Below are 25,530 nucleotides of genomic sequence, written 5' to 3'. Positions count from 1 at the left end.
CTACTGATTTATATATTATACTTCTAAAATAAACAATGTGTAAATATATATTGTTGGCAATTTCTTTTGTATTCACTGCCTCTTCTACTGATCATTTTATTTGATAGAAAAGAAAGGTATAGAGCTGATTGTGAATGTGGTAGAATGTGTGTATCTTATTAATTAGCATGTATAAACACGGAGGTATACAAAATGGATGTCCGCCATTTGCATTATTTAACAGAAGTGGCTAAACATAAAAATTTCACAAGAGCTTCTGAAGCCCTGCATATTTCTCAACCTTCTCTCAGTAAAATGGTTAAATCATTAGAAGAAGAGCTCGGCACCCCTTTGTTTGATCGCGCTGGCAAACAAGTTCAGCTTACCGATGCAGGAATAATCGTGTACGAGCAAGCTGAAAGCATTTTATCTTCTCTCCGAGATTTATCGGATTCCCTCTATGATTTAATGCATTTAAAAAGAGGAACCATCAAAATAGGTATTCCCCCTATTATTGGTACATTGTTTTTTCCTACTATCATTAAAGCATTTCGAGAGCAATACCCTGAGATTCATATTCAATTAGTGGAATATGGAGCTAAAAGAATGCAAAAATTTGTGGAACAAGGAGAAGTGGATGTGGGCGTAGTTTTACTTCCAGTTGATGAAAACATGTTTTTTACGACTCCTTTAGCTCGAGAAACACTGCAGCTTGTTGTGCATAAATCTCATCCGTTGGCTCAGCATTCTACGATTTCATTAAAAGAGTTAAAAGACGAAACGCTTATTTCCTTTCATGAAGACTTCACCATGCATGAAATGGTCTATAACGAATGTTTAAAAAATGGATTTACACCTAATATTGCTTTTAAAAGCTCTCAGTGGGACTTCATTGGAGAGCTGGTAGCTGCTAATCTCGGCATTGCTCTTTTCCCTTATTCATTATGTGAAAAGCTTGATTTGGAGCATATGAAAGTAATTAATCTCGAGAATGCTATTCCATGGGAAATTGCTTTAATCGTTAAAAAAGATCGCTATATCTCTTATGCTACACAGGCTTTTATTGATTATATTAAAAGTACAGTTTAACAAAGCTGAGACAAAAGTAGTTTAATTAAAAATTCGAATGAGTTTGATTCTTGATAGAAAATCAAACTCGTTCGGATTTTTTTCATGGCGGTGTAACAAGTCATTCATACTAAATCATTTATCCTATTGGTTCGTTTTGAGATGGAATTAATTTAGGCATGTCTCCATCTCTTTTTTTGATTGCCTTTTATTAAATAATTGCACCTTATATTTCACAAACTCTTTTTTGAAAAGGTTACCAACGCATTTGTAAAGAGATTTCTTTCAACTATAACTAAAAAGAATAGTTATCATAGTTATTATATATTTCATATTATAGTCGTTTTTTTGTAAGATAAGTATGTAGCATTCATTTACTTAAGTTGTATCCCCATTTGCAAAATCCAAATAGTTTCTCTTTTCCCATGATGGAGTCGTCTTTTCAGCATAGACGACTCCATTATTGTCTCAACAAACTAGGAATGAATGAATAAAAACATAAATAAAGGAGGCTAATCATGAAATTGATTATGGTGATTTTACAGATTTTATTACTAACGGCTCTGTTTTTAATAGGAGAAAGTATTTCACAGTGGTTTGACCTCCCAGTGCCAGGTAGTATCATCGGATTTTTCTTACTGTTTTTCTTACTGTACTTTAAAGTAATTAAATTAAGCTGGGTTGAACAAGGTGGAACACTGTTAGTGGGAGAACTATTATTATTTTTCATACCAGCCGTCGTTGGACTCATCAATTATGGAGATGTATTGATGCATTTTGGAATCCAGATTGTGATTATTATCACAATCAGTACAATTATTGTGATGTCTATAACGGGAATCATTGCAGAACATATTTCAAGAAGAAAGGAAGGTTCGCTAAAATGACATTACTCACATGGATTGCTCTTCCGCTTACACTGCTCGTTTATGTCGGCACAAAAGTGCTCTATAAAAAATATAAGTCTATGCTAGTTTCCCCTATTTTACTAGCCCCCATTCTTTTAATTGGCATCTTATTAGTAACGAATGGCTCTTATGATCATTATAAGCAAGGTGCCAGTGCTATTAGCTTTATGCTAGGACCAGCAACCGTTGCTTTTGCTGTTCCTATGTTTAAGTATTTTGATTTACTCAAAAAACATCGTGTTGAAATCAGCTTAAGCGTAGGGCTCGGCACGTTTGCTGCCATGATATCTTCCATGCTGTTAGCATTAGTGTTTCATTTACAATCAACGCTGGTTCATAGCTTGATTCCAAGATCGGTTACGATTCCTATTGCCGTGAATGTATCTCAGACGCTAGGAGGAGATCCAAATATCACCATTATGTTTGTGATTATAACCGGTGTAGTAGGATGTATGGTCGCTCCAAAACTGATTAAGCTCCTCGCACTGCACTCTTCTTTGGCAAGAGGTCTTCTTTTAGGAGTAGCTTCTCATGGGACAGGTACAGCAAGAGCTTTTGAATTTGGAAAAATTGAAGGTACTTTTTCTAGCCTTGGCATGATCGTAGCAGCACTTCTTACAATGCTGTTTGCGAATATGCTTCTGCCTACTATTTTCGCTTAAAAGATAAAAAAGGTGTGATCATATATGATCACACCTTTTTATTATCCAATATGAAAAGTTGATTTTACGAACTCAATAACTTCTTCCGTAGAAGACATTGATAGAATTGTATCTAAATGAGGTTCGATATCAGCTTTTGATAATTGACGGATTTGAGAACGAGCTTTCAGAATAGATGTTGCACTCATTGAGAATTCATCTAAGCCTAAACCTAAAAGAATTGGGATTGCAATCTCATCTCCTGCCATCTCTCCGCACATGCCTACCCATTTACCTTCTTTGTGAGCCGCTTTGATTACCATATTCACCAAGCGAAGAATCGCTGGGTTATACGGTTGATATAAATAAGACACGCGCTCATTCATGCGGTCAGCTGCAAGCGTGTATTGAATTAAATCGTTTGTTCCGATAGAGAAGAAATCTACTTCTTTAGCAAATAAATCTGCGATTACCGCTGAGGAAGGAATCTCTACCATCATCCCTACTTCGATGTCTTCCGAAACTTGTACGCCTTCTTGTTGAAGTTTAGCTTTTTCTTCTAAAAGAATAGCTTTTGCTTGACGGAACTCATCAACAGTAGCAATCATAGGAAACATAATTTTCAGATTACCGTATACGCTTGCACGTAGAAGCGCACGAAGCTGTGTACGGAACATGTCTTGCATCTCTAGACATAAGCGAATAGCACGGAATCCTAAGAATGGGTTCATTTCTTTTGGTAGATTTAAATAAGGAAGCTCTTTGTCTCCACCAATGTCAAGAGTACGAACAACCACTGGTTTACCTTCCATACGTTCAAGAACTGTTTTATAAGAAGTAAACTGCTCTTCTTCTGTCGGAAGCTCTTCGCGGCCCATATATAAGAATTCTGTACGATAAAGGCCAACGCCTTCCCCGCCGTTTTCTAATACGCCTTTTACATCTTCTGGTGTACCAATGTTAGCTGCAAGTTCAACGTGATGATCATCAGCTGAAACCGTTTTTTCATTTACAAGCTTAGCCCACTCAGCTTTTTGTTCTGCATACTCAGCGGCTTTTTTCTCGTAAGCTTTTACTGTTTCTTCGCTTGGATCAACGATAACTTCGCCATCTAAACCATCAACAATTACTAATACGCCGTTTTGAATGTCTTCCATAACTGTTTTTGTACCTACAACAGCTGGAATCTCCATTGAACGCGCCATAATTGCTGAGTGAGAAGTACGTCCGCCAATATCTGTTGTAAATCCTTTTACGAACTTACGATTTAACTGTGCTGTATCAGACGGCGTTAAATCTTCTGCGATAATGACAACTTCTTCTGAAATTAAGCTTGGATTTGAAACGTTTACACCTAAAAGATGAGCTAATACACGTTTTGTTACGTCACGGATATCAGCAGCACGTTCTTTCATATATTCATTGTCCATTGACTCAAACATATTAATAAACATTGCCGCTACTTCATCAAGTGCATGTTCAGCGTTTACATTTTCATTTGTAATTTTATCTTTAATTGGATTAATAAGTTCAGGATCGCTTAGAACTAATAAGTGAGCTTCAAAGATTTCTGCTTTGTCATCTCCAAGTTCTTTACGAGCGTGCTCTCTAATAATTTCAAGTTCTGATTTTGACTTTTCTAGCGCAGCTTCTAGACGTGCTACTTCTGCTTCAACTTCAGTTACTGATTTTTTTTCAACGGTTAATTCTGGATTTTCTAGACGAAATGCTTTAGCAATAGCAATGCCGCTAGAAGCGGCAATGCCTTGAATTTCCTTTGTCATTATTCGCCTAATCCTTCTTTGCTCATTGTATCTTCAAGAGCAGCAAGTGCATCTGCTTCGTCAGAACCTTCTGCAGAGATAGTGATTGTAGCGCCTTTTTGAATACCTAAAGACATAACGCCCATGATTGATTTTAAGTTTACAGTTTTACCGTTGAATTCTAAGTTGATATCAGAATCAAATTTGCTTGCTGCTTGTACTAAAGTTGTTGCTGGACGTGCGTGAATTCCTGAGTCTGCTGTTACTGTAAATGTTTTTTGTGCCATGTTAAATCAATCTCCTTTTTACTTTGAAATGTTAATAATATTTGCTTCTTGTTGAGAAACTTGGCCCTGCTTTAAGATATCAATTTTTTCATCAGCTTGTAAATTCGTGAAAATGATCGGCGTAATCGTCGATGGCGCATTTTCTTTTACAAAGTCTAAATCAATTTTCAATAGAGGCTGTCCTTTTTTCACTTCATCGCCTTGGGCAACTAAAGCTTCAAAACCTTCGCCTTTTAAATTAACTGTATCAATACCAACGTGAATTAAAATTTCACGTCCAGTCGTTGATTCAATACCTAAAGCATGTTTCGTCGGGAATAAGTTTACTATTTTTCCGTCCACTGGTGCAACTACTGTGCCTGTTTTCGGAATAATTGCAAAACCGTCACCCATTAGTTTTTGTGAAAATACCTGATCTGGTACTTCCGATAAAGGTACCAATTCTCCCTCAATCGGTGAAACAATATCATTACCATTATCGCTTCCTACTTCAGATGTTGCAACAGGTTTTTCAATTGTTTTTGTCTCTTCTTTTGTGACAACCGGCGTTTTGCCATTCATAATGTCTTGAATTTGACCTTTTAACGTGTCAGATTTCGGACCGAAAATAGCTTGAATATTGTTACCAACTTCAAGAACACCAGCTGCTCCAAGTTTTTTCAAGCGGTCTTTATCAACGTGACCCACATCATCTACTGAAACACGTAAACGCGTAATACAAGCATCTAAATGTGTAATATTTTCTCTACCGCCAAGTGCAGCTAAAACATTTGTTGGAAGCTCTGCTGCTTCTACTTTCTCATCATCTGCACCTTCTTCTTTATCTTCGCGTCCCGGTGTTTTTAAGTTAAATTTACGGATTGCAAAGCGGAAACCGAAGTAGTAGATAACTGCTAGAACTAAACCTACTGGAATAACTAGCCACCATGCTGTACGGTTTTGTAGAACCCCGAATAGAATGTAGTCAATGACTCCCCCGGAGAACGTCATACCGATTTTAACATTTAATAATTGCATAACCATAAACGACAAACCAGCAAATACTGCGTGGATTGCAAATAGTATTGGCGCTACGAATAAGAATGAGAACTCAAGCGGCTCTGTAATACCCGTTAAGAAAGATGTTAAAGCAGCTGAACCCATGATACCAGCTACATATTTTTTGTTTTCAGGACGAGCTTCGTGATAAATTGCAAGAGCTGCTGCTGGTAATCCGAACATCATGAACGGGAATTTACCAACTTGGAATGTTCCTGCTGTTAAAGGCACGCCATCTTTTAATTGTGCAAAGAAAATACGTTGATCCCCATGAACCACATTACCTGCTTTATCTACATATTGCCCAAATTCAAACCAGAAAGGTGAATAGAAAATATGATGTAGCCCAAATGGAATTAATGAACGTTCAATTAACCCAAAGATAAATGCTGATAAGGTTAAGTTTGAATCAATCATATTTGTTGAGAAAGTGTTCAGACCACTTTGAATTACTGGCCATACTACTACCATAACTAACCCTACGATAATAGCTGAAACTCCAGTTACAATTGGAACAAAACGTTTTCCAGCAAAGAAACCTAAATATGCTGGTAAATCAATATTAAAGAATCGATTATACATTGAAGCTGCAAGTACCCCGATGATAATACCACCGAATACTCCCGTTTGCAGTGTATGAATACCTAGTACACTTGCATATGCTGGGCTTTCCTTCAATAACTTGCTAAATTCTACTGCGTCTAATGTATCTAACCCTTTTACTGTACCCATTGTTACGTTCATAATTAAATAACCAACAATGGCCGCAATTCCTGCTACTCCATCACCGCCAGCTAATCCAACGGCTACCCCAACGGCAAACAATAGCGGTAAATTACCAAAAATAATGTCGCCGGCATTAGCCATTACGTGAGCAATGAGCTGGAACCAATCTGCATTTAAGGCTGGTAATAAGTCTAATAATGTTTCATTTTGAAACGCTGTACCGAAGCCTAATAAAATACCTGCTGCCGGTAAAATCGCAACCGGTAGCATAAGTGCTTTACCAACTTTTTGTAAGACGCCAAAAAGCTTTTTGAACATGGCGTTTACCCCCTTTTATATACTTAGTGTGCAACAAGCTATTTATTTGATACGTGAATCATTAACGCGCTTTCATAAAACGTTTTCTTTAACTAGAAAATTCATTACATCTCCTGGTGTCCTGAAGCCTAAGCTTTAAATGATTGCGCTTTCTTATAACAAAAAAAGGCATGAGGAAAAAGAAACGATAAATGGATACACTCATCCAATTACACATCGCTTCATTTCTCACTCATGCCTGATCGTATCAGTAACACGTATTGAAATGATTTTATAAATCCGTTTTTGTTATAAGTCGCTGCAGATGCATCGTTAAGTAAACGGCTTCTGCTTCATACACAGGTAAATGTAACGCTTGCTGCATTACTTTTATCACTTTCCAAGACACATTGTAACACAGGGGATATTCTTCTTTCAATAGCAAAGCAATTTTTTTTGGCTCTTCTATTTTTTCTCCTGTTTTTACTCGATCAATCGCAAAATGCAAATGACGAATCAACCTCATATAGTGCACAGATTCTTTGTCTACCTGCAGATGAAGCGATTCTTCAATCACATTAATAATCGTTTGAATAAGCTGCGAGTCTTGATTCACTTCAAGCAGGTTTTTTTCAGTCAGCGCACTGTGGATATGAAGCGCAATAAAACCAATCTCTCCTACTGGAAGCTGCACGCCTATTTTGCGACTAATAATTTCTACCACTTCAGACGCAATCGTATATTCCTCTGGATATAAAGCTTTTGTTTCAAGTAAAAATGGATTTTTAAGCCCCATTCCCTGCTGAAAACGTTTTATCGCAAACGCGATATGATCCGTCAATGAAATGTGTATATGCTCATTCAAAGGAATGTTAACACGCTTTTGAATGTGCGTTACAATATCATTCATCATTTCAATCACGTCTTCATCCACTTGCGCTAAAAGCTGCTTGTACTGTTCTTGCTCTTCTTCACTCTTTAACAAAAACATTTTCTCCACGGCTTTTGCATCGATTTCATCGCCTTTTTTCTTATTGAACCCTATTCCTTTCCCAATTAGCACAACTTCATCATAGGTAAGGTGTTTAGCAATTAATACATTATTATTAAGTACCTTTTCTACAAAAAAGGACTCTTTCACGAATCCTTCACTCCCCTGTTTCGGCTTTCTATTATTTGCTTTCCTATCTTACAAATAATACGCATAACCGTCAATTCATTTTTCTTTGTTTCAAATATTATTGAACTAAACTATTTGAGTTACGTATTATCTTAGTAGTTCTTCGCTGGAAACGCAACGTCTTTTTTGCTCGTCCCATAACAATTTTTCATAATAAAGTTTTGAAGCATAACGCTCAGAATGAATGCACCCGCTTGTAGAAGCGTAAAAAGAACAAGTGAAGTGGTAATAGATACCAGCAAAACCCCATAGTGAATCAGTAAAATATCTACTATACGCAGCCCCGCTATAATCATTGCAGCTCCAACAAAAAATTCTTTGGCTACACTCCAAACGAGGAGAATCGTAACAACACAAACGTAAATCATCGTTGCATTTACGGAATCATGAGTAGCCGACGCAAACCATCCTGTATAAAACCAATTATTATGAAAACATGCTAACAGCATAAACATAATAGTAGAAGTAATGGCGAGCATCCCGAGAAAAAATGTAGCGTAATGCACAAATGTCATATAGCGTTCTGTTAGCCATACATACCAAATCTTTGAAATGCTAAAGCCTATAGTCATTAAAGCGCCTGTATAGACTGTTTTCCACCAGTGATGTGTATAAATATCCCAGTGTAAAAATAATTCTTCAATCCCCATAAACATAGCTGAAATAATTAAAATATAGCGAAATTTTAATTGATAAGCAGCTACCACCATAGCCATGATTGGAAAAGCAAACGCTTGAGAAGTTAAGGACCCGAACAAATTATCAAAGTATTCATTAGTCATAAAATCAGGATCGTAATCGTAACTTTCAAACAACACAAATACAACATATTCTAGTACATAAGCCATTCCAATGATAAAAAAAAGCAAAACGACTAGCTTTTTATCTTTTTTACGTATGAATACTGTAAGCAAAACGGCTGTGCTGATAATAATCAATGCAAAAAAAGCAGTATAATGAGGCATAGACGTCTCCCTTTTACGACCTAATTATTACTTAGAGTAAGACGTTTTAGCCAAATTATACATAGCTAGCTTCTATTCAAAAGAGCTTGAGACATAACTACATCAATCCAATCTAAAGGCGAACAAACGGGATACATGAGATAGTATGAATCGCTTTTTACACGGCAGTTGAGTTCCGTGCAAGACTTGGCTTTCCGCAGGCGGCCGCTGAGCCTCCTCGTCGTTTACGCTTCTTCTGCGGGGTCACACTTCTTCCGCTTTTCCCGCAGGAGTCTTTGCCTTAGACTTTAATCTACAGTTAGAAGCCACCATATAAATGAAACCTACGTTCACTCTACTAATGAAAAGATCCGAACGATGAATCGTTCGGATCTTCCTTCAACTAACATACTTTTGTTTCAGCCTCTTTTAACTCTTCAGCTTATAAAAACTGAAATCGTATCTATTATCCTTCAATCATTTTTGAAAGGTTAGCCATTTCGATAGCTGATGCTGCAGCTTCCCATCCTTTATTTCCTGCTTTTGTTCCTGCACGTTCAATTGCTTGCTCAATTGTTTCAGTCGTTAATACACCAAAGATAATTGGCACGCCTGTTTGTAAGCTTTGAGATGCAACGCCTTTTGCTACTTCATTACATACAAAATCAAAGTGTGGAGTAGCTCCTCGAATAACGGTTCCTAGCGTAATCACTGCATCATATTTTTTAGATTCAGCTAATTTTTTGGCGATTAATGGGATTTCATAAGCGCCCGGCACCCAAGCCACGTCTACGTCTTCATCAGCTACGCCGTGACGTTTGAGCGCATCTTCTGCTCCACTAAGTAAACGGCCTGTAATAAATTCATTAAAACGCCCTACCACGATTCCAATTTTTAATCCTGTGCCTACTAAATTTCCTTCATATAAATGATTCATCTTTTGTTCCTCCTGCTAGTATTAATATATAGTTATTTACATTTCTTTTCATGAATTAGCTTCACTTGTTATAACGAAAAAAAGTGTAAAATTATAAATGTAATAAATGACCTAATTTTTTAGCTTTTGTATCTAAGTATTTTTTATTAGCATCCACTGCCGGCATTTGAAGAGGCACTCGCTCGACCACTTCAAGGTCGTAGCCTTTTAGCCCGGTAATTTTACGAGGGTTATTCGTTAAAAGCTTCATTTGTTTGACTCCAAGGTCTTTTAAGATTTGAGCACCGATTCCATACTCTCGTAAATCTGCCGCAAACCCGAGTTTTTCATTCGCTTCTACCGTATCGTATCCTTCTTCCTGCAGCTTATATGCTCTTAGCTTATTTAATAAGCCAATCCCTCTGCCCTCTTGACGCATATACAGCAGAATGCCGCGTCCTTCTTCTTCAATTTGCGTAAGAGCTGCGTGAAGCTGAGGACCGCAGTCGCAGCGTTCAGAACCAAACACATCTCCAGTCAAACACTCAGAGTGAACGCGAACGAGAACGGGGCTATTATGATCAATATCGCCTTTGATAAGAGCCACATGTTCTTTATTATCAAGTTTATTTGTATATCCTACAGCTTTAAACTCACCAAATGCAGTAGGTAAGCTCACTTCTACTTCACGGCTAATAAGCTGGTCATGTTTGCGGCGGTAGGCAATCAAATCTTTTATTGTGATCATTTTTAAATCAAATTGCTCTGCAATTTTTGTTAAATCCGGTACGCGTGCCATTGTTCCATCTTCATTCATAATTTCACAAATAACACCCGCAGGCTTTCCTCCTGCTAATACTGCTAAATCAACAGCAGCCTCTGTATGACCTGCACGCTGGAGAACGCCCCCGTCTTTTGCAATCAATGGGAAAATATGTCCTGGGCGTTGAAAATCACTTGCTACCGTCGCTTCATTCACAAGAGCCATAACGGTAGCAGAGCGTTCGTATGCACTGATACCTGTTGTACTTGAAATATGATCAATACTTACTGTAAATGCTGTTCCATGTACATCCGTATTGTTCGCTACCATCGGGTGAAGATTCAATTTATGTGCAATTTCTTCATTAACAGGTGTACAAATTAATCCTCTTCCATGAGTAGCCATAAAGTTAATAACCTCAGGCGTCGTTTTTTCGGCTAATGCAATAAAATCTCCTTCGTTTTCTCGATCTTCATCATCGCATACAATAACCACTTTTCCCTTTTTTAACTCTTCAATGGCTTCTTCTACTTTATGAAACATCTCTTTCACCTCACTGTTAATTTGTAAAACCATGCTGCTGCAATAAATCCTTCATGTTACCTGAACGATTCGAGGCCCCAGGGGTTGACTTATTTGTCATCATCTGATGCATATATTTAGCTAACATATCGCATTCGATATTCACTTTGTCTCCTCGCTGTTTGTCTCCAACGACCGTGTGAAGCACCGTATGAGGAATAAGAGAAATAGTAAATGATTGGTTGCTGACATCAAAAATAGTAAGACTTGTTCCGTCTACGGAAACAGATCCTTTTAACATCATAAATTCACGAAGTTCAGGATCGACTTGAATTTCATAATAAAAGGCATTTCCTTTGCGTGTTTTGCTGACAATGGTTCCAATTCCATCAACGTGTCCGCTAACGAAATGCCCTCCAAACCGGCCATTTGCAGCCATCGCCCTCTCTAAGTTAACACGTGATCCAACGGTTAGAAGCTGAAGGGTACTTGCTTTAATCGTCTCCGGCATGACATCGACCGTAAATTCATTTTGAGAGTAAGCCGTTACGGTTAAACACACGCCGTTAACTGAAATACTGTCCCCTAAGTTCACATCTTCTAACACGGTCTTCGCATCAATCGTAAGAACAATTGCTTCTGTGGCCTTTTGAATACGTTTTATTTTTCCAATTTCTTCAATGATACCTGTGAACATTTTCTTCACCTGCTTTGGCGCTATTCCAACTTCTTATACCGTTTTGAAATAGCAGCTGCTTTTTTTTCATATTTATCTTTCCCCCAACCACTGAAAATAAAAAAGCCCCTTGAACAAATGTCCAAGGGGTCGGCTGAGCTGAATCAGTTTTATCTATGCAAAATTCCGCTAATTGTATACGAAATAAACAGTTATATTTTGTGTACAAAAACAAGGGTAGCTTTAAAAAAGCAAGCGTGTCCCTTATTAATTCAACACAAAAAAACAACTGTGCTTCCTGATCCTTCTCCCATCCAGACTTTTACTGTCGGCTCTAGATTTTAACTAGATCCACCGCTAACATACATCATATGAAAACGGGTCACGGGCTTAAAAGCATACGCTTTATCACCGCCGGTTGGGACTTACACCCGACCCCGAAGGATAATATATTCGACTGCTAGAGTCTCATTTGTTTTACATTATAGCAAAGTAAAATCGACTTGTCACATCATTTAACTTCGTTTTTTCACATCTATTCTTTAAAATCCAGCTTTTAGCTTATTTTTTCTTTTTTAATACATAGCATCCATACAAAAGCTAGTCCAATATAGCCAAATATCGGATACAAAAACTCAAGAAGCTGGGCATATCCGAATTGCCCAATAATAAAGCAAGCCAAGATAATAAACGCAAAAGCTTGTTTGTCATTCAGGGGAAGAAATGACTGAAGCTGCTTAGCGATTCCAAATACATTTCCAATCAATGTAGTAAAAATCTCCCCTAACACAACTACCGTAAATAAAACATTCACCCACGCTGAGATATTTTTAACAACGGCACTCATCGGAATATCAAGTTGAAATGAATAAGGCAAATTGGAAAGGGCAAGATGAGTAGAAACAAGCATAAACGTAAGTACACATCCTCCTATTACGGCCCCTTTTTTAATCACGCTCCTATCTTTCACGGAGCTTCCTAATGGAACCAAAACGGCCTGAGCCAAAGCTAGATTTAGGGAAATATATAAAAAGGGACTAACCGCCCACTTCCACTGCGTGACGAGCATTAAATCCGGCTTCGTTTGAATCAGTGAGAAATAGCTGATATTTGGCACAAAGATGATAAAAGCAAATGAAAGCATCATCGGCACAACAAGAGAATTAACCATTAAAATACCGTTAATTCCTCTTGCGATAAATATATAAGTTAAAACAATTGTAAAAATCATCCCAACAGGAGGCCACAGCCCGAACTGTTCTTTTCCTATTGCTCCCGTACTCGCTAGCATGACTGAAGTTACTCCAAATAAAATGACAATCATTACACCGTTTACCGCTTTTCCAAGCACATCACCAAATAAATATGTATTAAGCTGCTGATAAGAAGAAGCCCCTATTGCGTGCGAAAGCAGCATCATTTTCGAACCTAGCCAAATAAAAAACAAGCCGCTGACCAAAATTCCAACCATTCCAAGTTCCCCGTACTGTGTAAAAAATTGAACGATTTCCTTGCCTGTTGCAAAACCGGCTCCTACAACGGTGCCTACATACGTAGCAGCAACCTGCAGCGTGAGTTTCCACCTTTTCATGCCCATCACCCTTCTACCCTTCATAGTTCACTATATGTAGAAACGGTTAAAAAAAGACGAGCCTTTTTACGTGTAAATCTACGCATATCCCGGCGCTTGTGCCTTTTCGTTTATTTTTTCTTTTTTATTTTCTTTTTGTATTTCTCACAATAAACTCCTTAACCCCTAACATAATAGTCATTTTCAAACAAAATATACGGATATTTTCCCTTTAGCTTTTAAATTTTCCTCAATATTTGCTGGAAATTCACAATTTACTGTTGTATAATTTCTAAAAATCAGATAAATTATTAAATAAGTATTCTTTCTATTTAAAAAAATATGTTTCAATTATATACAATTGATTCTTATCATGAGAGGTGGAGGGACTGGCCCTTTGAAACCTCAGCAACCAGTCGTTAGAGACATGGTGCTAAATCCAGCAAGCAATTTATTGCTTGGAAGATAAGAAGGCGAAAAAAGTCTTCTTCTTAAGAAGACTTTTTCTATTTTATCGGCATATTGCATAAAACGAATCACTCGTGAAATAGAAGCGGAACAATTTAAGGAGGTTTTGACATGGGGTTACTTGAAGATTTAAAGTCTAAAATTTTAATTGGGGATGGTGCCACTGGTACCCTCCTTTACTCACACGGTATTGACAGCTGTTTTGAAGAACTAAACATCACCAAACCAGAAGAGGTTTCTCGTATTCACAGAGCCTATGTAGAAGCTGGTGCAAACGTTATTCAAACAAATACGTACGCTGCTAATTATCAAAAACTTGCCCGTTATGGATTAGAAGATTCAGTCAAAGACATCAATGTTGCTGGTGTAAAATTAGCGAAACAAGCTGCAAAAGATCAGGCTTACGTGGTTGGTACACTCGGTGGAATTCGTTCTTTCCAAAAAAACGCTATTAGTTTAGAAGAAGTTAAACGAAGCATTCGTGAACAAATGTTTTGGCTTTTAAATGAAGGCGTGGATGGCCTTTTGTTTGAAACATACTATGATTTCGAAGAATTAAAAACCGTTCTTACACTGGCAAGAAAAGAAACGGATAAGCCTATTATTACCCACGTTTCCCTGCATGATATTGGCGTACTGCAAGATGGGCGTCCTTTAGCAGATGCATTAAAAGAATTAGAAGACTTAGGAGCAGATGTTCTCGGGCTAAACTGCCGTTTAGGTCCTTACCATATGATTCAGTCTCTTGAAGAAGTACCGCTTCCTGATCGTGCTTTCTTATCTGCTTACCCTAACGCCAGCCTTCCTGCGTATGTGGAAGGAAAGCTGGAGTATGAAACGAATGAAGACTACTTTGTAGAAAGCGCACGTTTATTCCGCGAACAAGGGGTTCGCTTAATTGGAGGATGCTGCGGTACAACACCAGCTCACGTACGCGCAATGTCATCTGCCTTAAAAGACCTGCCTCCGATTACAAGTAAAGTCGTTAAAATGAGACCAGCCGTTACGGTTCAAGAGCGTGAGCAGCAGGATAAACCTCATATGCATGAAATTGTGAAGAAGCGCCGCTCGGTTATCGTCGAGCTAGATCCGCCTAAACAGCTGGGTCCGACGAAATTTTTAGAAGGCGCAAAAGCACTCGATAAAGTCGGCGTAGATGCTATTACATTAGCTGATAATTCTCTTGCCTCACCTCGCATCAGCAACTTGGCAATGGCAACACTGATGCAGCAAGAAACAAAAGCACGACCGCTTATTCATATTACCTGTCGCGATCGAAATTTAATTGGACTTCAATCTCATTTAATGGGACTTCATACGCTAGGAATGAATCAAGTTCTTGCAATTACCGGTGATCCGTCAAAAGTTGGCGATTTCCCTGGCGCCACTTCGGTCTACGATTTATCTTCATTTGACTTGATTAGTTTAATCGCTCAATTTAATGAAGGACTATCTTATTCGGGTAAACCACTTGGTCAAAAAACCAATTTTTCCATCGCAGCTGCCTTTAACCCAAACGTGCGTCACTTAGACCGAGCTGTTCAGCGTTTGGAAAAGAAAATCGACTGCGGGGCTCACTATTTCATTACTCAGCCTCTCTATTCAACTAAGCAAATTGAAGAGGTATATGAAGCAACCAAACATTTAACAACACCGGTATACATCGGGATCATGCCGTTAACAAGCGCGAGAAACGCTCGATTTATTCACCATGAAGTACCTGGAATTAAATTATCAGAAGATATTCTAGAACGCATGGACGCAACGGGAAATGACCGAATTCGCGGTGAAGTCGAAGGTCTTGCGATTGCAAAAAACTTAATTGATACAGCATATGAGCTTTTTGACGGTATTTACTTAATTACGCCGTTTATGCGCTATGAAATGACCGAAATTCTAACACGCTATATTCATGACAAGCAACTTGTTACATCAGAAAGGAAGATATAAATGAGCTCACTTATCGAACAACAACTAAAGAAGCGAATACTCGTCATCGATGGAGCAATGGGAACGATGATTCAAGATGCTGATTTAACCGCTGAAGATTTTGGCGGCGAAGAATATGAAGGCTGCAACGAATATTTGACTCGAACAGCGCCTCATGTGATTCAGCGCATTCATGAAGAGTACTTTGCAGCAGGTGCTGACATCATTGAAACCAATACGTTTGGCTCAACATCTACCGTACTTGATGAATACGATTTAGGTCACTTGGCGTATGAATTGAATATCGAAGCTGTGAAGCTTGCTTGTGCAGCCCGCGATAAATATTCAAATCCCGAATGGCCTAGGTTCGTAGCTGGAGCTATCGGTCCTACGACTAAAACACTCTCTGTTACCGGCGGTATTACATTCCCTGAGCTAGTCGAAACGTACGAAGAGCAAGCTCGGGGTTTGTTAGACGGCGGCGTTGACTTACTTTTAGTCGAAACCTGTCAAGACATGCTGAACGTAAAAGCCGCGTTTCTAGGCATTACAGCAGCGTTTGAAAAACTAAAAACCGAAGTTCCTATTATGATTTCAGGAACAATTGAGCCGATGGGAACAACTCTCGCTGGTCAAGATATCGAATCTTTTTACTTATCACTGGAACACATGAAGCCTCTTTCAGTCGGACTTAACTGCGCGACAGGCCCTGAATTTATGACGGATCATATTCGCTCTCTTTCAGACCTAGCCACTTCAGCAGTTAGCTGTTATCCAAACGCTGGACTTCCGGATGAAGAAGGCAATTATCATGAATCCCCTGAGCTGCTTGCTCAAAAAATTAAAGGGTTTGCTGATAAAGGCTGGCTGAACTTTGTAGGCGGATGCTGCGGTACAACGCCGGCTCATATTAAAGCACTGGCTGAAGCGGTAAAAGAGGTTGCGCCTCGTTCGCTTGATCGCTCCGAGCATAACCATGCTGTAACCGGTATTGAACCACTTGTATATGACGATTCTATGCGCCCTCTTTTTGTGGGAGAACGTACGAATGTAATCGGTTCTCGCAAGTTCAAGCGTCTGATTGCAGAAGGAAAAATTGAAGAAGCATCTGAAATTGCGCGTGCTCAAGTTAAAAATGGTGCTCACGTTATTGATATTTGCTTAGCAGATCCAGACCGTGAAGAAATGGAAGACATGGAGGAGTTTATTCAAGAAGTTGTAAAAAAAGTGAAGGTTCCTCTTGTAATCGATTCAACGGACGAGAAAGTTATTGAAAAAGCTTTAACATACTCACAAGGTAAGGTCATTATTAACTCCATTAACTTAGAAGATGGTGAAGAGCGTTTTGATGCAATCTTACCGCTAGTAAAAAAATTCGGTGCAGCTCTGGTTGTTGGTACAATCGATGAAACGGGCATGGCCGTTACTGCAGAACGAAAAGTAGAGATTGCTAAACGCTCACATGATTTGCTTGTTGAAAAACATGGATTTAATCCAAAAGATATTATTTTTGACCCTCTTGTGTTTCCTGTAGGGACTGGTGATGAACAATATATTGGTTCTGCTGAAGAAACAGTTAAGGGAATTAAAATGATTAAAGAAGCCCTGCCTGATTGCCTGACCATTCTCGGCGTAAGTAACGTGTCATTCGGTCTTCCTCCAGTCGGACGTGAAGTACTAAATGCGGTTTACCTTTATCACTGTACGCAGGCTGGACTGGATTATGCCATTGTTAATACAGAAAAATTAGAGCGCTATGCTTCTATTCCAGAAGCTGAAATTGAGCTTGCTAATGCGTTATTATTTAACACAACTGATGAAACGTTAAGCACGTTTACCGACTTTTATCGTGATAAAAAGAAAGAAGCAAAAGTAGAAATTTCTACGCTAACACTCGAAGAACGATTGGCAATGTATATTGTCGAAGGTACAAAAGAAGGATTGCTTCCTGATTTAGAACAGGCTTTAGCTCAATATGATGATCCTTTAGATATTATTAACGGACCGCTTATGAAGGGGATGGCGGAAGTTGGACGTTTGTTTAATGACAACCAGCTGATTGTAGCAGAAGTGCTTCAAAGTGCGGAAGTGATGAAAGCATCCGTTGCCTTTTTAGAACCTCATATGGAAGCAACTGAAAATGATTCTGGAAAAGGCAAAGTGATTCTTGCGACGGTTAAAGGCGACGTGCACGATATCGGTAAAAACTTAGTAGACATCATTTTAAGCAACAATGGTTTTAAAGTAATTGATTTAGGGATTAAAGTAACGCCGCAGCAGCTGATTGAAGCAGTAAAAGACGAAAAGCCAGACATCATTGGCCTGTCAGGTCTTCTAGTAAAGTCAGCTCAGCAAATGGTTTTAACTGCACAAGATTTAACACAATCAAGCATTGATGTTCCAATTATGGTAGGAGGGGCTGCTCTTTCCCGTAAATTTACTGACTTTAAAATTGCCCCGGAATATGAAGGTGCGGTCCTCTACGCCAAAGATGCGATGGACGGATTAGCGTTAGCAAATAAGCTGCAGAATAAAGAAGAAGTTATTCAGCTTTTAGCAGATTTAAAAACGCGGCAAGAAAAGAAAGTAACGGTTCGAGAACGCCAGCCTCAAACCACTCAAGCAGCTACGGCTGTTTTAGAAAGATCCGCCATTTCAACGGACGCTCCTGTTTTTGTACCGGCTGATTTAAAGCGGCACGTTGTCAAACACTACGATTTGGCACAGGTTCTTCCGTATATTAACTGGCAGATGCTTTTAGGCCATCACTTAGGACTAAAAGGAAAAGTGAATAAGCTGCTTGCTGAAAAAGACGAGCGTGCTGTTCAATTAAAAGAAACCGTTGATGACCTGCTCGAACTGGCCCTAAAAGAAAACTTAATTAAGCCAGCGGTTATTTATCAGTTCTTCCCTGCTCAAGCAGACGGAAATGATTTAATTATTTATGATCCTGCTGATGAGAAAACAGAAATTGAACGCTTTACCTTCCCTCGACAAGCAAAAGGACAGTTCCTGTGCTTATCTGATTTTGCAAAGCCTAAAGAAAAAGAGATGGACTATGTATGTTTCTTCTCTGTAACAGCAGGAACAGGCATTCGCGAACGCGCGGCGAAATTCAAAGAAAACGGCGAATTTTTAAAGAGTCACGTGTTCCAAGCTCTTGCGCTTGAACTGGCTGAAGGATTAGCAGAACGTGTTCATCAGCAAATTCGTGACCGCTGGGGATTCCCTGATTCGCCTGACTTTACAATGGCGGAGCGTTTTTCAGCCAAATACCAAGGTCAGCGTTTTTCATTCGGATATCCTGCATGTCCAGACCTTGAAGACCAAGCAAAACTGTTTAAATTACTTAAACCTGAAGACATCGGCATTCAGTTAACAGACGGTTTCATGATGGAACCAGAAGCTTCTGTTACAGCCCTTGTTTTTGCACATCCTGAAGCGAAATATTTTAACGTATTGTAAAATATGGCCGCGGTCTTTTAGACAGCGGCTGTTTTTTACAGTGAACAAACCTGAAAAAAAGGCTGCGACAAATGGATTGTAGCTGAAGAAAGATCCGAACGGTAAATTCAGATTCTTAATTGAGAATCAACTGCGTTCGGATTTTTTTCATTGTGATCGTGAACTGGATTTCATGTAGCTGTTTCTAGCTGTTTGAAGGGCAAAGCGAAGACTCCTGCGGAAAGAATTGATGTAGTTATGTCTTAATCTCTTTGAATTCACAGCCGGTTTGAGCTTTTTTTATGAGTTTCTTGGGAAACACTGATAGAATAAGGAATGTAATAAATTTGTAACGCTCTTATCACAGCAAATTTTTCGGGGAAAGGAATTTTCAAGAAATGATCAAATTATTTGTAAGCGACTTAGATGGCACTCTTTTACACGAAGAAAAATACGTAGAACAGCATAATGCAGACGCACTTAGTGAACTTCAGCGCCAAGGAGTAGAGGTTTGTATTGCTTCGGGACGAATGGATACGGAAATTTTAAAAATTTCTACTGATATTAATAATACTTTTCATCGCATAAGCCAAAACGGAGGATTTGTGTGGACCAAAGAAAATCAAGAACTTCATGGAAAAGTGTTTGAAGATGATTTAGCAGTTCAACTTTATAAAAAAACGATAGATCCTAACCGTATTACGCTTGTCTGTTCAAACGACACGAATTATGTAGAGCAGCGAAATGAAATTATTGAAGCAATTGAAAATCACATGTTTTTCCCTATCCAAGAACAAATTGAAATGACGGATTCATTTGGTCACGCTCTTTCTCCATCTAAAATCACGGTCCTTGGAGATCACGATGAAATGGTAGCTCTGCAAAAAGAAGTGAACGAAGAGTTTGGTGATTATATTGATACATATATTTCTGCCAAGCAGTGTTTGGATATTATGCCTAAGCATATCAGCAAAGGAAATGCCATTGAAATTTTATTAAATCATCTTCAGCTAAAACCAGAGGAAATTGCATGTGTGGGGGATTCATTTAATGATATTCCTATGTTTCAATTAACGCCGAACAGTTTCGCTATGGCTACAGCTCCTGAAGCCGTTCAGCGCCACGCCTCTGCTGTTGTGTCATCTGTTAGTGAAGCAGCGCGTATTGTTTTAGAAAAAAATAAGCAAACAACCTAAAAAAAGCGGTCAACGTTTAAATTGACCGCTTTTATCTATTTAATAAGAAAACTTAATAAGAAAACGGTAGTTATTTTTTTCGTAAAGAACGAAAAAATTCACCTAAGCTTTTTTGCTTCCCATCTGCATGCTCTCCGTGATTAACCAAGCTGCTGATTCTTTCTCGTCGAACAACAACCATAATAAGAGTGGCAAAAAAGATAATGGAAACGGCAATGACAATCAGTGCAAGAACGGATGCTACAATAGCTTCAGAAGTCGTTAGTGACGATAGCATCTGCCTCGTACACCTCCATTTCGTTTGTGGCGAAAAGGAGCCTAGCAATTAGAAATGCAAATAATCTTTTTTCTCAGCTTGATGCATGTTATTATACACCATTTTCATTTTAGAAGCTGTAGCTTTTAAAGACGTAGAAGAATCCACATCTTCGGCTAACATAATGTTTACTAAGTCAACCACAGAACGAGACAACAACTCTACATTATTTTGCAACTCTAATTCGTCATAAGTTGTACGGTCTTGAAGACGAAGTCGAATAATTTCATTTGCTAGCTCCCTAACACGCACTAATTGTTGATGTTCTCCCATAGTATCTCCGCCGCAAGAAACTTATAATCAGCCCTTTTATTGGCTTTTATAAGAGCTAGAAATCCCTGCAGCTTACCCCTCCTTATAAAGATGCCTAGCACACCTTTATGTAAATCACACTTTCACCTTGTTTACATGTATATTCGCTATAGCTGGTTCTTTTTCCTTTTGAAATTAGCAGCCATCGTCACCGACCTTCTTCGTTTATCGTTCAGATTTCAAATTTTTAAGGATGTGATATACGAAAATTAAAACGCCAATAGCCGTAAGTGTTGCTCCTGCTGCCAATACGGGTGTAAAAGCTGGGTTTTCTAGTACGATCATGAAAAATAAACCAATCATCATGACCGGTAATCCTATATTATGCAACCATACGTGCAGTTTGGCTAATTTACTTTCGCTAAACGTAGGAAACAAATAATAAATAATTCCCGCTAACGTAAGCGACGTCCATCCTAATAAATTGATGTGCACGTGAACAGGTGTCAAAGCGTAGTTGTGAACAATTGACATATAATAACCCAATACGATGCCAATTCCAAAATAAACGGCTGATATTTTAATTAATTTAATTCCCAACGTTTTCTCCCCCTTATATCCCCCTCCGACTTCTGTACTACTTTACGCAGGAAACGTCATTTTAGAAGCGGCAGATTAGCCAAAGGACACGAAATACGGAGTATGATATCTAAAAAGAGGATTCTTTACCGCAAACACAAAAAACAGCTGAGCAAAAGTACTCAGCTGTCTATTTTAAGCAATATAATGCAGCACAAAATTCAAGAAAAACAACAGCGCGCTTACATACATAAACATCGATACTTCACGCATTTTACCAAGGAATAATTTAAGCAGTGGATACGCAATGAACCCAAATGCAATTCCATCAGCAATGCTGTACGTAAGAGGAATAAGCGCAATAATTAAAAATGCAGGGAAACCTTCTGTTAAGTCCTGTAAATTGATGTTTTTGATATTTTGAATCATCAACGCTCCAATAACAATGAGAATAGGTGCAATAGCACTATCTGGAACCAGCTTGATAAATGGAATAAACAGAAGTGAACTTAAAAATAAAACTCCTGTAATCAGCGATGTTAAACCCGTTCGCCCTCCTGCTGCAATACCAGATGCTCCTTCTACAGAAGACACCGTTGGACTTGTTCCAAACACGCCGCTTAGCAAAGCTGAGGCGGCTGTTGCTTGAAAGGCCCGCGGAAATTTGCTATCTTGATTTATCATACCTAGCTGACCATGCAGCAAACCGATATTTTCAAAAATCAATACCATTGTTAATGAAAAGACAGCTGCCCAAAACGCAACGTCTCCAATAGCTCCAAACGACAATGTGCCAAAGCTGCTAAAGAAGTCGTTCACGCTCCCAGCGGACTGTCCTTTTTCTGCACCGCTTCTTACACCAAGTAAGAAGGCAAGGACTGATCCAGCAATCATGCTTAACAAAAAGTTACCTTTCACATTTCGGATAAACAGTACGATTGTGATAATTAACGTCAACAGCGTACTGATCACAAACGGATCTGACAAGTCTCCAAGTGCTACAAAAGTGTTTTCGCTTGAAACTACAAGCTTCCCTTTTTGCAAACCGATAAATGTTAAAAATAAGCCAACACCGACTGTTATCGCTTCTTTTAGCGAATGCGGAATCGAAGAGACAATTTTGGCAGACAGTCGTGAAAAAGCTAATGCTATAAAAAGAAAGCCGGATATCACTACTGCCAATAACCCTTCTTGCCAAGATAACCCCATTGATTGAACCATCGTATACGTAAACAATGCATTAATCCCCATACCTGGCACCAGAATAAGAGGCGCATTTGCCCAAAAAGCCATAATAACACAGCCTACAAAAGCCGAAGCTACTGTTGCGAATATTCCTGCTTCAAGCGGAATACCGGCATCAGACAAAATGGTTGAATTAACAGCAATAATATACACGATGGAAAGAAATGAAATGACCCCAGCTAAGCTTTCTTTTCCGACAGTTGTTTGATGGTCGTTTAAACGAAACAACTTTTCAAATAATGCGTTCAATCTAATTTCCTTCTTTTCATCTATCCCTCGCCCACCCAGTGACCAAAAATGCCACCGAAGTTATTATAGCAAAATCAACAATTGTTGCAAGGAAAACTTGTCTCCTTTAGCTTAAGCGTTCATTCCTTATTTAAAACTGTTATCATTTTCTAAACGTAACGTCTTGCATTCATTCTATATATACCTTGGATTGGACATAATAAAAGAGCGCTTTATCAGCGCTCACTATTTTAATAATAATAAGGATAATATGGTGGGTACGGCGGATAATATGGTGCTGGATAACCGTAATAACCTGGACCTCCTAGTGCACTTCCAAGAACTAATCCTCCAAGAAATGGAGCTCCAAAGCCCCAACCCCAAGGGCGACCAAAGCCAAAGCCGAACCCCGGACGGCCGAAGCCAAAACCAGGACGACCGAAACCAAAACCTGGGCGACCGAAACCGAATCCTGGACGACCAAAGCCTCCAAAACCACCGAATGGTCTTCTTAAGTCATTAATATCAAATTCTTGCATGATACATGCCTCCTCAAATTATATTTCATTCTCTTTATTACATATGTTATTCACCTACTTCTTGCATAGGCAATCGCCTCTTTTTTTGTGATTTCTTAAAAAATATTCCTTTTCTACTACCTCATTAGGATTAAACAAGCGTACAAACATATATTTTTTAAGGCTTTGAAACATACTACATGTAACTTATGTAAAATAAGAGAGATAAAACGAGGAATGCACCTTTATAATTTTCAGCAGCTGCTGCAATGAGAAATAAACATAATGTGAACGCATAAAAAGAACGCTCAACAAAAATGTTGACCGTTCTTCTTATGAAAATCCATAGCGATTTTTTATTAATTTATCTGACCCTTTGCTTGACCGTATATGCCCTAAAGCTATATAATCCCCTTTTTATACAATGCGCTTTGAACATAAAATCATAGGAGCGTCTCCCCAAACGCTGCTATGTATGTATATCTGTAATCGCTTACAAACCTTTAATAAAAAACCGATATGATTTTCTATCTATTTACATTAAACAATATTTCAGGCTAAATTTCAACACATTTTTTGTTTTTCTTTGTACTCAGCAAAAAAACAGGTGATATAGCACAGCGATTTTCCTTTTTTCCTGTCCCTTTTACTTATAGCCATAATCGTTTATAGTTTATAACGAAAGGAAGTGACGCAATGTCTGATCAACTAGAAGAATACTTAGAACGAGGAATGTACGGAGCAAAGGAAACAAAAAGAGACGAAAGAAGATATTTCTTAACTGCTCTACGTGAAAATATTGAACTTGCGCTAAAAAAAGGGCAAGTCATGAAAAAGGATGCAGCAAAAATAAAGCCTCTTTTAAAAAAAGTGAAAGACGGTCATTTGTTTTTAAATGGCTCCTTGTCTTATTCATACCTCTCCCCCTATATTCAAGCGGCTAACCAACATAAAGTGCCTTTTACTATCGTTCAGAACTTAGAAGCTGATACCGATATTGGTCTGGTTTTAACGGGTTCTGAAGGCAGTTTGGAACGAGATATTTTTTTAGACTAAAAAAAAGAGCCAGAACGGCTCTTTTTTATTTAGCAAATACATGATGATCAATTGTTTTAATTACAGCACGTGAACGAATCCAGTTATCGGTAGCTGTTTTTGGATTATAAAAGTAAATGGAATCGTCTAAACGATCTTTTCTAGTCAATGCTTGCTCTACTGCTTTTTTCGAATCTTCTGAAGCAGGTTTGTTAATTGATCCGTTTTGGACCGGTGAAAAAGCGTATGCTTTTCCGACAACTTGTTTAATAACTCCTGTTACCGTATCTGGAAACTTCGGAGAATCTACACGGTTTAACACCACTGTTGCTACCCCTACTTTTCCTTCATATGATTCGCCTTTTGCTTCAGCTTCTACTAAGCGTGCTAATAAATCTTTTTCACTTGCTGAAATCGAAACTGCAGGTGTTTGCTGTTCCGTCGGTTTCGCTTCTGGTTTCGGTTCCGGTTTTGGTTCTGACTTGGCTGTATTAGCCGGTGCTGCCGTTGAAGGTTCCGTTGTTTCAGCAGCCAGCACTTTTGTCTTACTCGGAATCGCTAATGTTTCACCAATATAAATCATATCTCCTTGACGATTGTTTAATTTTTTAATATCGTCAATTGTTACACTATATCTTTTACCTAACTTCCAAAGACTATCGCCTTTGACTACTTTATAATTAGTTGCAGCCGTAGCTGTTGCATTAAAACCTATAAATGAAAGAGTAGCTAAACAAGCTACTACCATTGATTTCATATAACTATGTTTCATAGGTAATACCTCCTGAAATTTCGTATGGTATTACTCTATCATAGCTATATAGGGGTTTCACCGAACGATTCAATTACATTTCTTTAAGTTTGATGAACAAAATTACGTTCGGAACACAATTATGACATTGTACCTTGTTTTTTGTCATAATAACGGTAATTTTTCTGAAATTCAGGTATATTTTCCCGGTTCATTTCAGTTTAATCAGAAATTTCTTCATTTGTTTTTCCCTTATAATTCTTATGATAAACATTTAAATTCATCTACTTT

Annotated in this window: 22 protein-coding genes and 2 riboswitches; of the genes, 7 read left to right on the top strand and 15 right to left on the bottom strand. The window is 38.5% G+C overall.

Going from position 1 to position 25,530, the window contains the following annotated elements:
- Positions 1-192 precede the first annotated feature (192 nt).
- The 3 genes from LJC66_RS06235 to LJC66_RS06225 all read left to right on the top strand — a co-directional run bounded on the left by LJC66_RS06235 (position 193) and on the right by LJC66_RS06225 (position 2,617).
- Positions 193-1,068 carry a LysR family transcriptional regulator gene (locus LJC66_RS06235; protein WP_014461028.1) on the top strand — a complete coding sequence of 292 codons (876 nt, stop codon included), beginning with the start codon at positions 193-195 and terminating at the stop codon, positions 1,066-1,068.
- A 497-nt stretch (positions 1,069-1,565) separates the two neighbouring features.
- Positions 1,566-1,934 carry a CidA/LrgA family holin-like protein gene (locus LJC66_RS06230; RefSeq protein ID WP_013082263.1) on the top strand — a complete coding sequence of 123 codons (369 nt, stop codon included), beginning with the start codon at positions 1,566-1,568 and terminating at the stop codon, positions 1,932-1,934.
- On the top strand, positions 1,931-2,617 hold the full coding sequence (locus tag LJC66_RS06225; RefSeq protein WP_013056013.1) for an LrgB family protein: 687 nt from the start codon (positions 1,931-1,933) through the stop codon (positions 2,615-2,617). The genes LJC66_RS06230 and LJC66_RS06225 overlap by 4 nt, the downstream gene beginning before the upstream one ends.
- A gap of 41 nt (positions 2,618-2,658) precedes the next feature.
- Here LJC66_RS06225 and ptsP read toward each other — a convergent pair whose 3' ends face one another.
- From ptsP to LJC66_RS06180, 9 genes are all read right to left on the bottom strand, one after another.
- Entirely contained in the window at positions 2,659-4,380 is a 1,722-nt protein-coding gene (gene ptsP, locus LJC66_RS06220; RefSeq protein WP_045292764.1) for a phosphoenolpyruvate--protein phosphotransferase, read from the bottom strand.
- The gene (locus LJC66_RS06215) at positions 4,380-4,646 is read right to left on the bottom strand and encodes a phosphocarrier protein HPr (protein ID WP_013056011.1); all 267 of its coding nucleotides are present in this window, start codon (positions 4,644-4,646) and stop codon (positions 4,380-4,382) included. Before LJC66_RS06215 ends, ptsP begins: the two co-directional genes overlap by 1 nt.
- Positions 4,647-4,664: 18 nt before the next feature.
- A complete protein-coding gene (gene ptsG / locus LJC66_RS06210; RefSeq protein WP_230932063.1) occupies positions 4,665-6,728 on the bottom strand; it encodes a glucose-specific PTS transporter subunit IIBC in 2,064 nt (687 codons plus the stop codon).
- A gap of 271 nt (positions 6,729-6,999) precedes the next feature.
- Positions 7,000-7,848 carry a glucose PTS transporter transcription antiterminator GlcT gene (gene glcT / locus LJC66_RS06205; protein WP_013056009.1) on the bottom strand — a complete coding sequence of 283 codons (849 nt, stop codon included), beginning with the start codon at positions 7,846-7,848 and terminating at the stop codon, positions 7,000-7,002.
- Positions 7,849-7,979: 131 nt separating this feature from the next.
- On the bottom strand, positions 7,980-8,852 hold the full coding sequence (locus LJC66_RS06200; RefSeq protein WP_230932062.1) for a hypothetical protein: 873 nt from the start codon (positions 8,850-8,852) through the stop codon (positions 7,980-7,982).
- Positions 8,853-9,297: 445 nt separating this feature from the next.
- Positions 9,298-9,768: a 6,7-dimethyl-8-ribityllumazine synthase gene (gene ribH / locus LJC66_RS06195; RefSeq protein ID WP_013056007.1), complete on the bottom strand. Its 471-nt coding sequence runs from the start codon at positions 9,766-9,768 to the stop codon at positions 9,298-9,300.
- A gap of 91 nt (positions 9,769-9,859) precedes the next feature.
- Positions 9,860-11,053, bottom strand: coding sequence for a bifunctional 3,4-dihydroxy-2-butanone-4-phosphate synthase/GTP cyclohydrolase II (locus LJC66_RS06190; protein WP_097824380.1), 1,194 nt, complete (start codon positions 11,051-11,053; stop codon positions 9,860-9,862).
- Positions 11,054-11,069: 16 nt separating this feature from the next.
- The gene (ribE, locus tag LJC66_RS06185; RefSeq protein WP_013056005.1) at positions 11,070-11,729 is read right to left on the bottom strand and encodes a riboflavin synthase; all 660 of its coding nucleotides are present in this window, start codon (positions 11,727-11,729) and stop codon (positions 11,070-11,072) included.
- Positions 11,730-12,006: 277 nt separating this feature from the next.
- Positions 12,007-12,157, bottom strand: a riboswitch (FMN riboswitch).
- Positions 12,158-12,264: 107 nt separating this feature from the next.
- The gene (locus tag LJC66_RS06180) at positions 12,265-13,299 is read right to left on the bottom strand and encodes a YkvI family membrane protein (protein WP_230932061.1); all 1,035 of its coding nucleotides are present in this window, start codon (positions 13,297-13,299) and stop codon (positions 12,265-12,267) included.
- A 344-nt stretch (positions 13,300-13,643) separates the two neighbouring features.
- Positions 13,644-13,750: riboswitch (SAM riboswitch) on the top strand.
- A gap of 107 nt (positions 13,751-13,857) precedes the next feature.
- Here LJC66_RS06180 and LJC66_RS06175 point away from each other — a divergent pair.
- From LJC66_RS06175 to LJC66_RS06165, 3 genes are all read left to right on the top strand, one after another.
- Positions 13,858-15,696, top strand: coding sequence for a bifunctional homocysteine S-methyltransferase/methylenetetrahydrofolate reductase (locus tag LJC66_RS06175; RefSeq protein ID WP_230932060.1), 1,839 nt, complete (start codon positions 13,858-13,860; stop codon positions 15,694-15,696).
- Entirely contained in the window at positions 15,697-19,140 is a 3,444-nt protein-coding gene (metH, locus tag LJC66_RS06170; protein ID WP_230932059.1) for a methionine synthase, read from the top strand.
- 377 nt (positions 19,141-19,517) lie between these two features.
- Positions 19,518-20,315 carry an HAD family hydrolase gene (locus LJC66_RS06165; RefSeq protein WP_230932058.1) on the top strand — a complete coding sequence of 266 codons (798 nt, stop codon included), beginning with the start codon at positions 19,518-19,520 and terminating at the stop codon, positions 20,313-20,315.
- Between the two features lie 70 nt (positions 20,316-20,385).
- Here LJC66_RS06165 and LJC66_RS06160 read toward each other — a convergent pair whose 3' ends face one another.
- The 5 genes from LJC66_RS06160 to LJC66_RS06140 form a co-directional block, all read right to left on the bottom strand.
- Positions 20,386-20,592, bottom strand: coding sequence for a hypothetical protein (locus LJC66_RS06160; protein ID WP_050689414.1), 207 nt, complete (start codon positions 20,590-20,592; stop codon positions 20,386-20,388).
- A gap of 48 nt (positions 20,593-20,640) precedes the next feature.
- Positions 20,641-20,904 carry a hypothetical protein gene (locus tag LJC66_RS06155; RefSeq protein WP_013055998.1) on the bottom strand — a complete coding sequence of 88 codons (264 nt, stop codon included), beginning with the start codon at positions 20,902-20,904 and terminating at the stop codon, positions 20,641-20,643.
- A 204-nt stretch (positions 20,905-21,108) separates the two neighbouring features.
- Complete coding sequence (locus LJC66_RS06150) at positions 21,109-21,483, bottom strand: cbb3-type cytochrome c oxidase subunit I (RefSeq protein ID WP_230932057.1); 375 nt, start codon at positions 21,481-21,483, stop codon at positions 21,109-21,111.
- Positions 21,484-21,657: 174 nt separating this feature from the next.
- Complete coding sequence (locus tag LJC66_RS06145) at positions 21,658-22,956, bottom strand: NCS2 family permease (RefSeq protein ID WP_230932056.1); 1,299 nt, start codon at positions 22,954-22,956, stop codon at positions 21,658-21,660.
- A 230-nt stretch (positions 22,957-23,186) separates the two neighbouring features.
- Entirely contained in the window at positions 23,187-23,474 is a 288-nt protein-coding gene (locus LJC66_RS06140) for a hypothetical protein (RefSeq protein WP_230932055.1), read from the bottom strand.
- A 675-nt stretch (positions 23,475-24,149) separates the two neighbouring features.
- On the opposite strand from LJC66_RS06140, the gene LJC66_RS06135 reads away from it, so the two are divergent.
- Positions 24,150-24,509, top strand: coding sequence for a YueI family protein (locus LJC66_RS06135; protein WP_013082250.1), 360 nt, complete (start codon positions 24,150-24,152; stop codon positions 24,507-24,509).
- A 25-nt stretch (positions 24,510-24,534) separates the two neighbouring features.
- Here LJC66_RS06135 and LJC66_RS06130 read toward each other — a convergent pair whose 3' ends face one another.
- Positions 24,535-25,260, bottom strand: a complete 726-nt coding sequence (locus LJC66_RS06130) for a cell wall hydrolase (RefSeq protein ID WP_050689417.1) — start codon at positions 25,258-25,260, stop codon at positions 24,535-24,537.
- Positions 25,261-25,530: the final 270 nt, after the last annotated feature.

The sequence above is a fragment of the Priestia sp. TSO9 genome (genome assembly GCF_021029645.1).
Classification (GTDB): domain Bacteria; phylum Bacillota; class Bacilli; order Bacillales; family Bacillaceae_H; genus Priestia; species Priestia megaterium_E.
Note: the sequence above shows the minus strand (reverse complement) of the source record. Positions and strands in the feature narration are given on the sequence as shown.

Bases quoted from the DNA above. Each gene is read 5' to 3' on its own strand.
- LJC66_RS06235 (WP_014461028.1), top strand. From the start codon at position 193: ATGGATGTCCGCCATTTGCATTATTTAACAGAAGTGGCTAAACATAAA.
- LJC66_RS06230 (WP_013082263.1), top strand. From the start codon at position 1,566: ATGAAATTGATTATGGTGATTTTACAGATTTTATTACTAACGGCTCTG.
- LJC66_RS06225 (WP_013056013.1), top strand. From the start codon at position 1,931: ATGACATTACTCACATGGATTGCTCTTCCGCTTACACTGCTCGTTTAT.
- ptsP (WP_045292764.1), bottom strand. From the start codon at position 4,380: ATGACAAAGGAAATTCAAGGCATTGCCGCTTCTAGCGGCATTGCTATT.
- LJC66_RS06215 (WP_013056011.1), bottom strand. From the start codon at position 4,646: ATGGCACAAAAAACATTTACAGTAACAGCAGACTCAGGAATTCACGCA.
- ptsG (WP_230932063.1), bottom strand. From the start codon at position 6,728: ATGTTCAAAAAGCTTTTTGGCGTCTTACAAAAAGTTGGTAAAGCACTT.
- LJC66_RS06200 (WP_230932062.1), bottom strand. From the start codon at position 8,852: ATGCCTCATTATACTGCTTTTTTTGCATTGATTATTATCAGCACAGCC.
- ribH (WP_013056007.1), bottom strand. From the start codon at position 9,768: ATGAATCATTTATATGAAGGAAATTTAGTAGGCACAGGATTAAAAATT.
- LJC66_RS06190 (WP_097824380.1), bottom strand. From the start codon at position 11,053: ATGTTTCATAAAGTAGAAGAAGCCATTGAAGAGTTAAAAAAGGGAAAA.
- ribE (WP_013056005.1), bottom strand. From the start codon at position 11,729: ATGTTCACAGGTATCATTGAAGAAATTGGAAAAATAAAACGTATTCAA.
- LJC66_RS06180 (WP_230932061.1), bottom strand. From the start codon at position 13,299: ATGAAAAGGTGGAAACTCACGCTGCAGGTTGCTGCTACGTATGTAGGC.
- LJC66_RS06175 (WP_230932060.1), top strand. From the start codon at position 13,858: ATGGGGTTACTTGAAGATTTAAAGTCTAAAATTTTAATTGGGGATGGT.
- metH (WP_230932059.1), top strand. From the start codon at position 15,697: ATGAGCTCACTTATCGAACAACAACTAAAGAAGCGAATACTCGTCATC.
- LJC66_RS06165 (WP_230932058.1), top strand. From the start codon at position 19,518: ATGATCAAATTATTTGTAAGCGACTTAGATGGCACTCTTTTACACGAA.
- LJC66_RS06160 (WP_050689414.1), bottom strand. From the start codon at position 20,592: ATGCTATCGTCACTAACGACTTCTGAAGCTATTGTAGCATCCGTTCTT.
- LJC66_RS06155 (WP_013055998.1), bottom strand. From the start codon at position 20,904: ATGGGAGAACATCAACAATTAGTGCGTGTTAGGGAGCTAGCAAATGAA.
- LJC66_RS06140 (WP_230932055.1), bottom strand. From the start codon at position 23,474: ATGCAAGAATTTGATATTAATGACTTAAGAAGACCATTCGGTGGTTTT.
- LJC66_RS06135 (WP_013082250.1), top strand. From the start codon at position 24,150: ATGTCTGATCAACTAGAAGAATACTTAGAACGAGGAATGTACGGAGCA.
- LJC66_RS06130 (WP_050689417.1), bottom strand. From the start codon at position 25,260: ATGAAACATAGTTATATGAAATCAATGGTAGTAGCTTGTTTAGCTACT.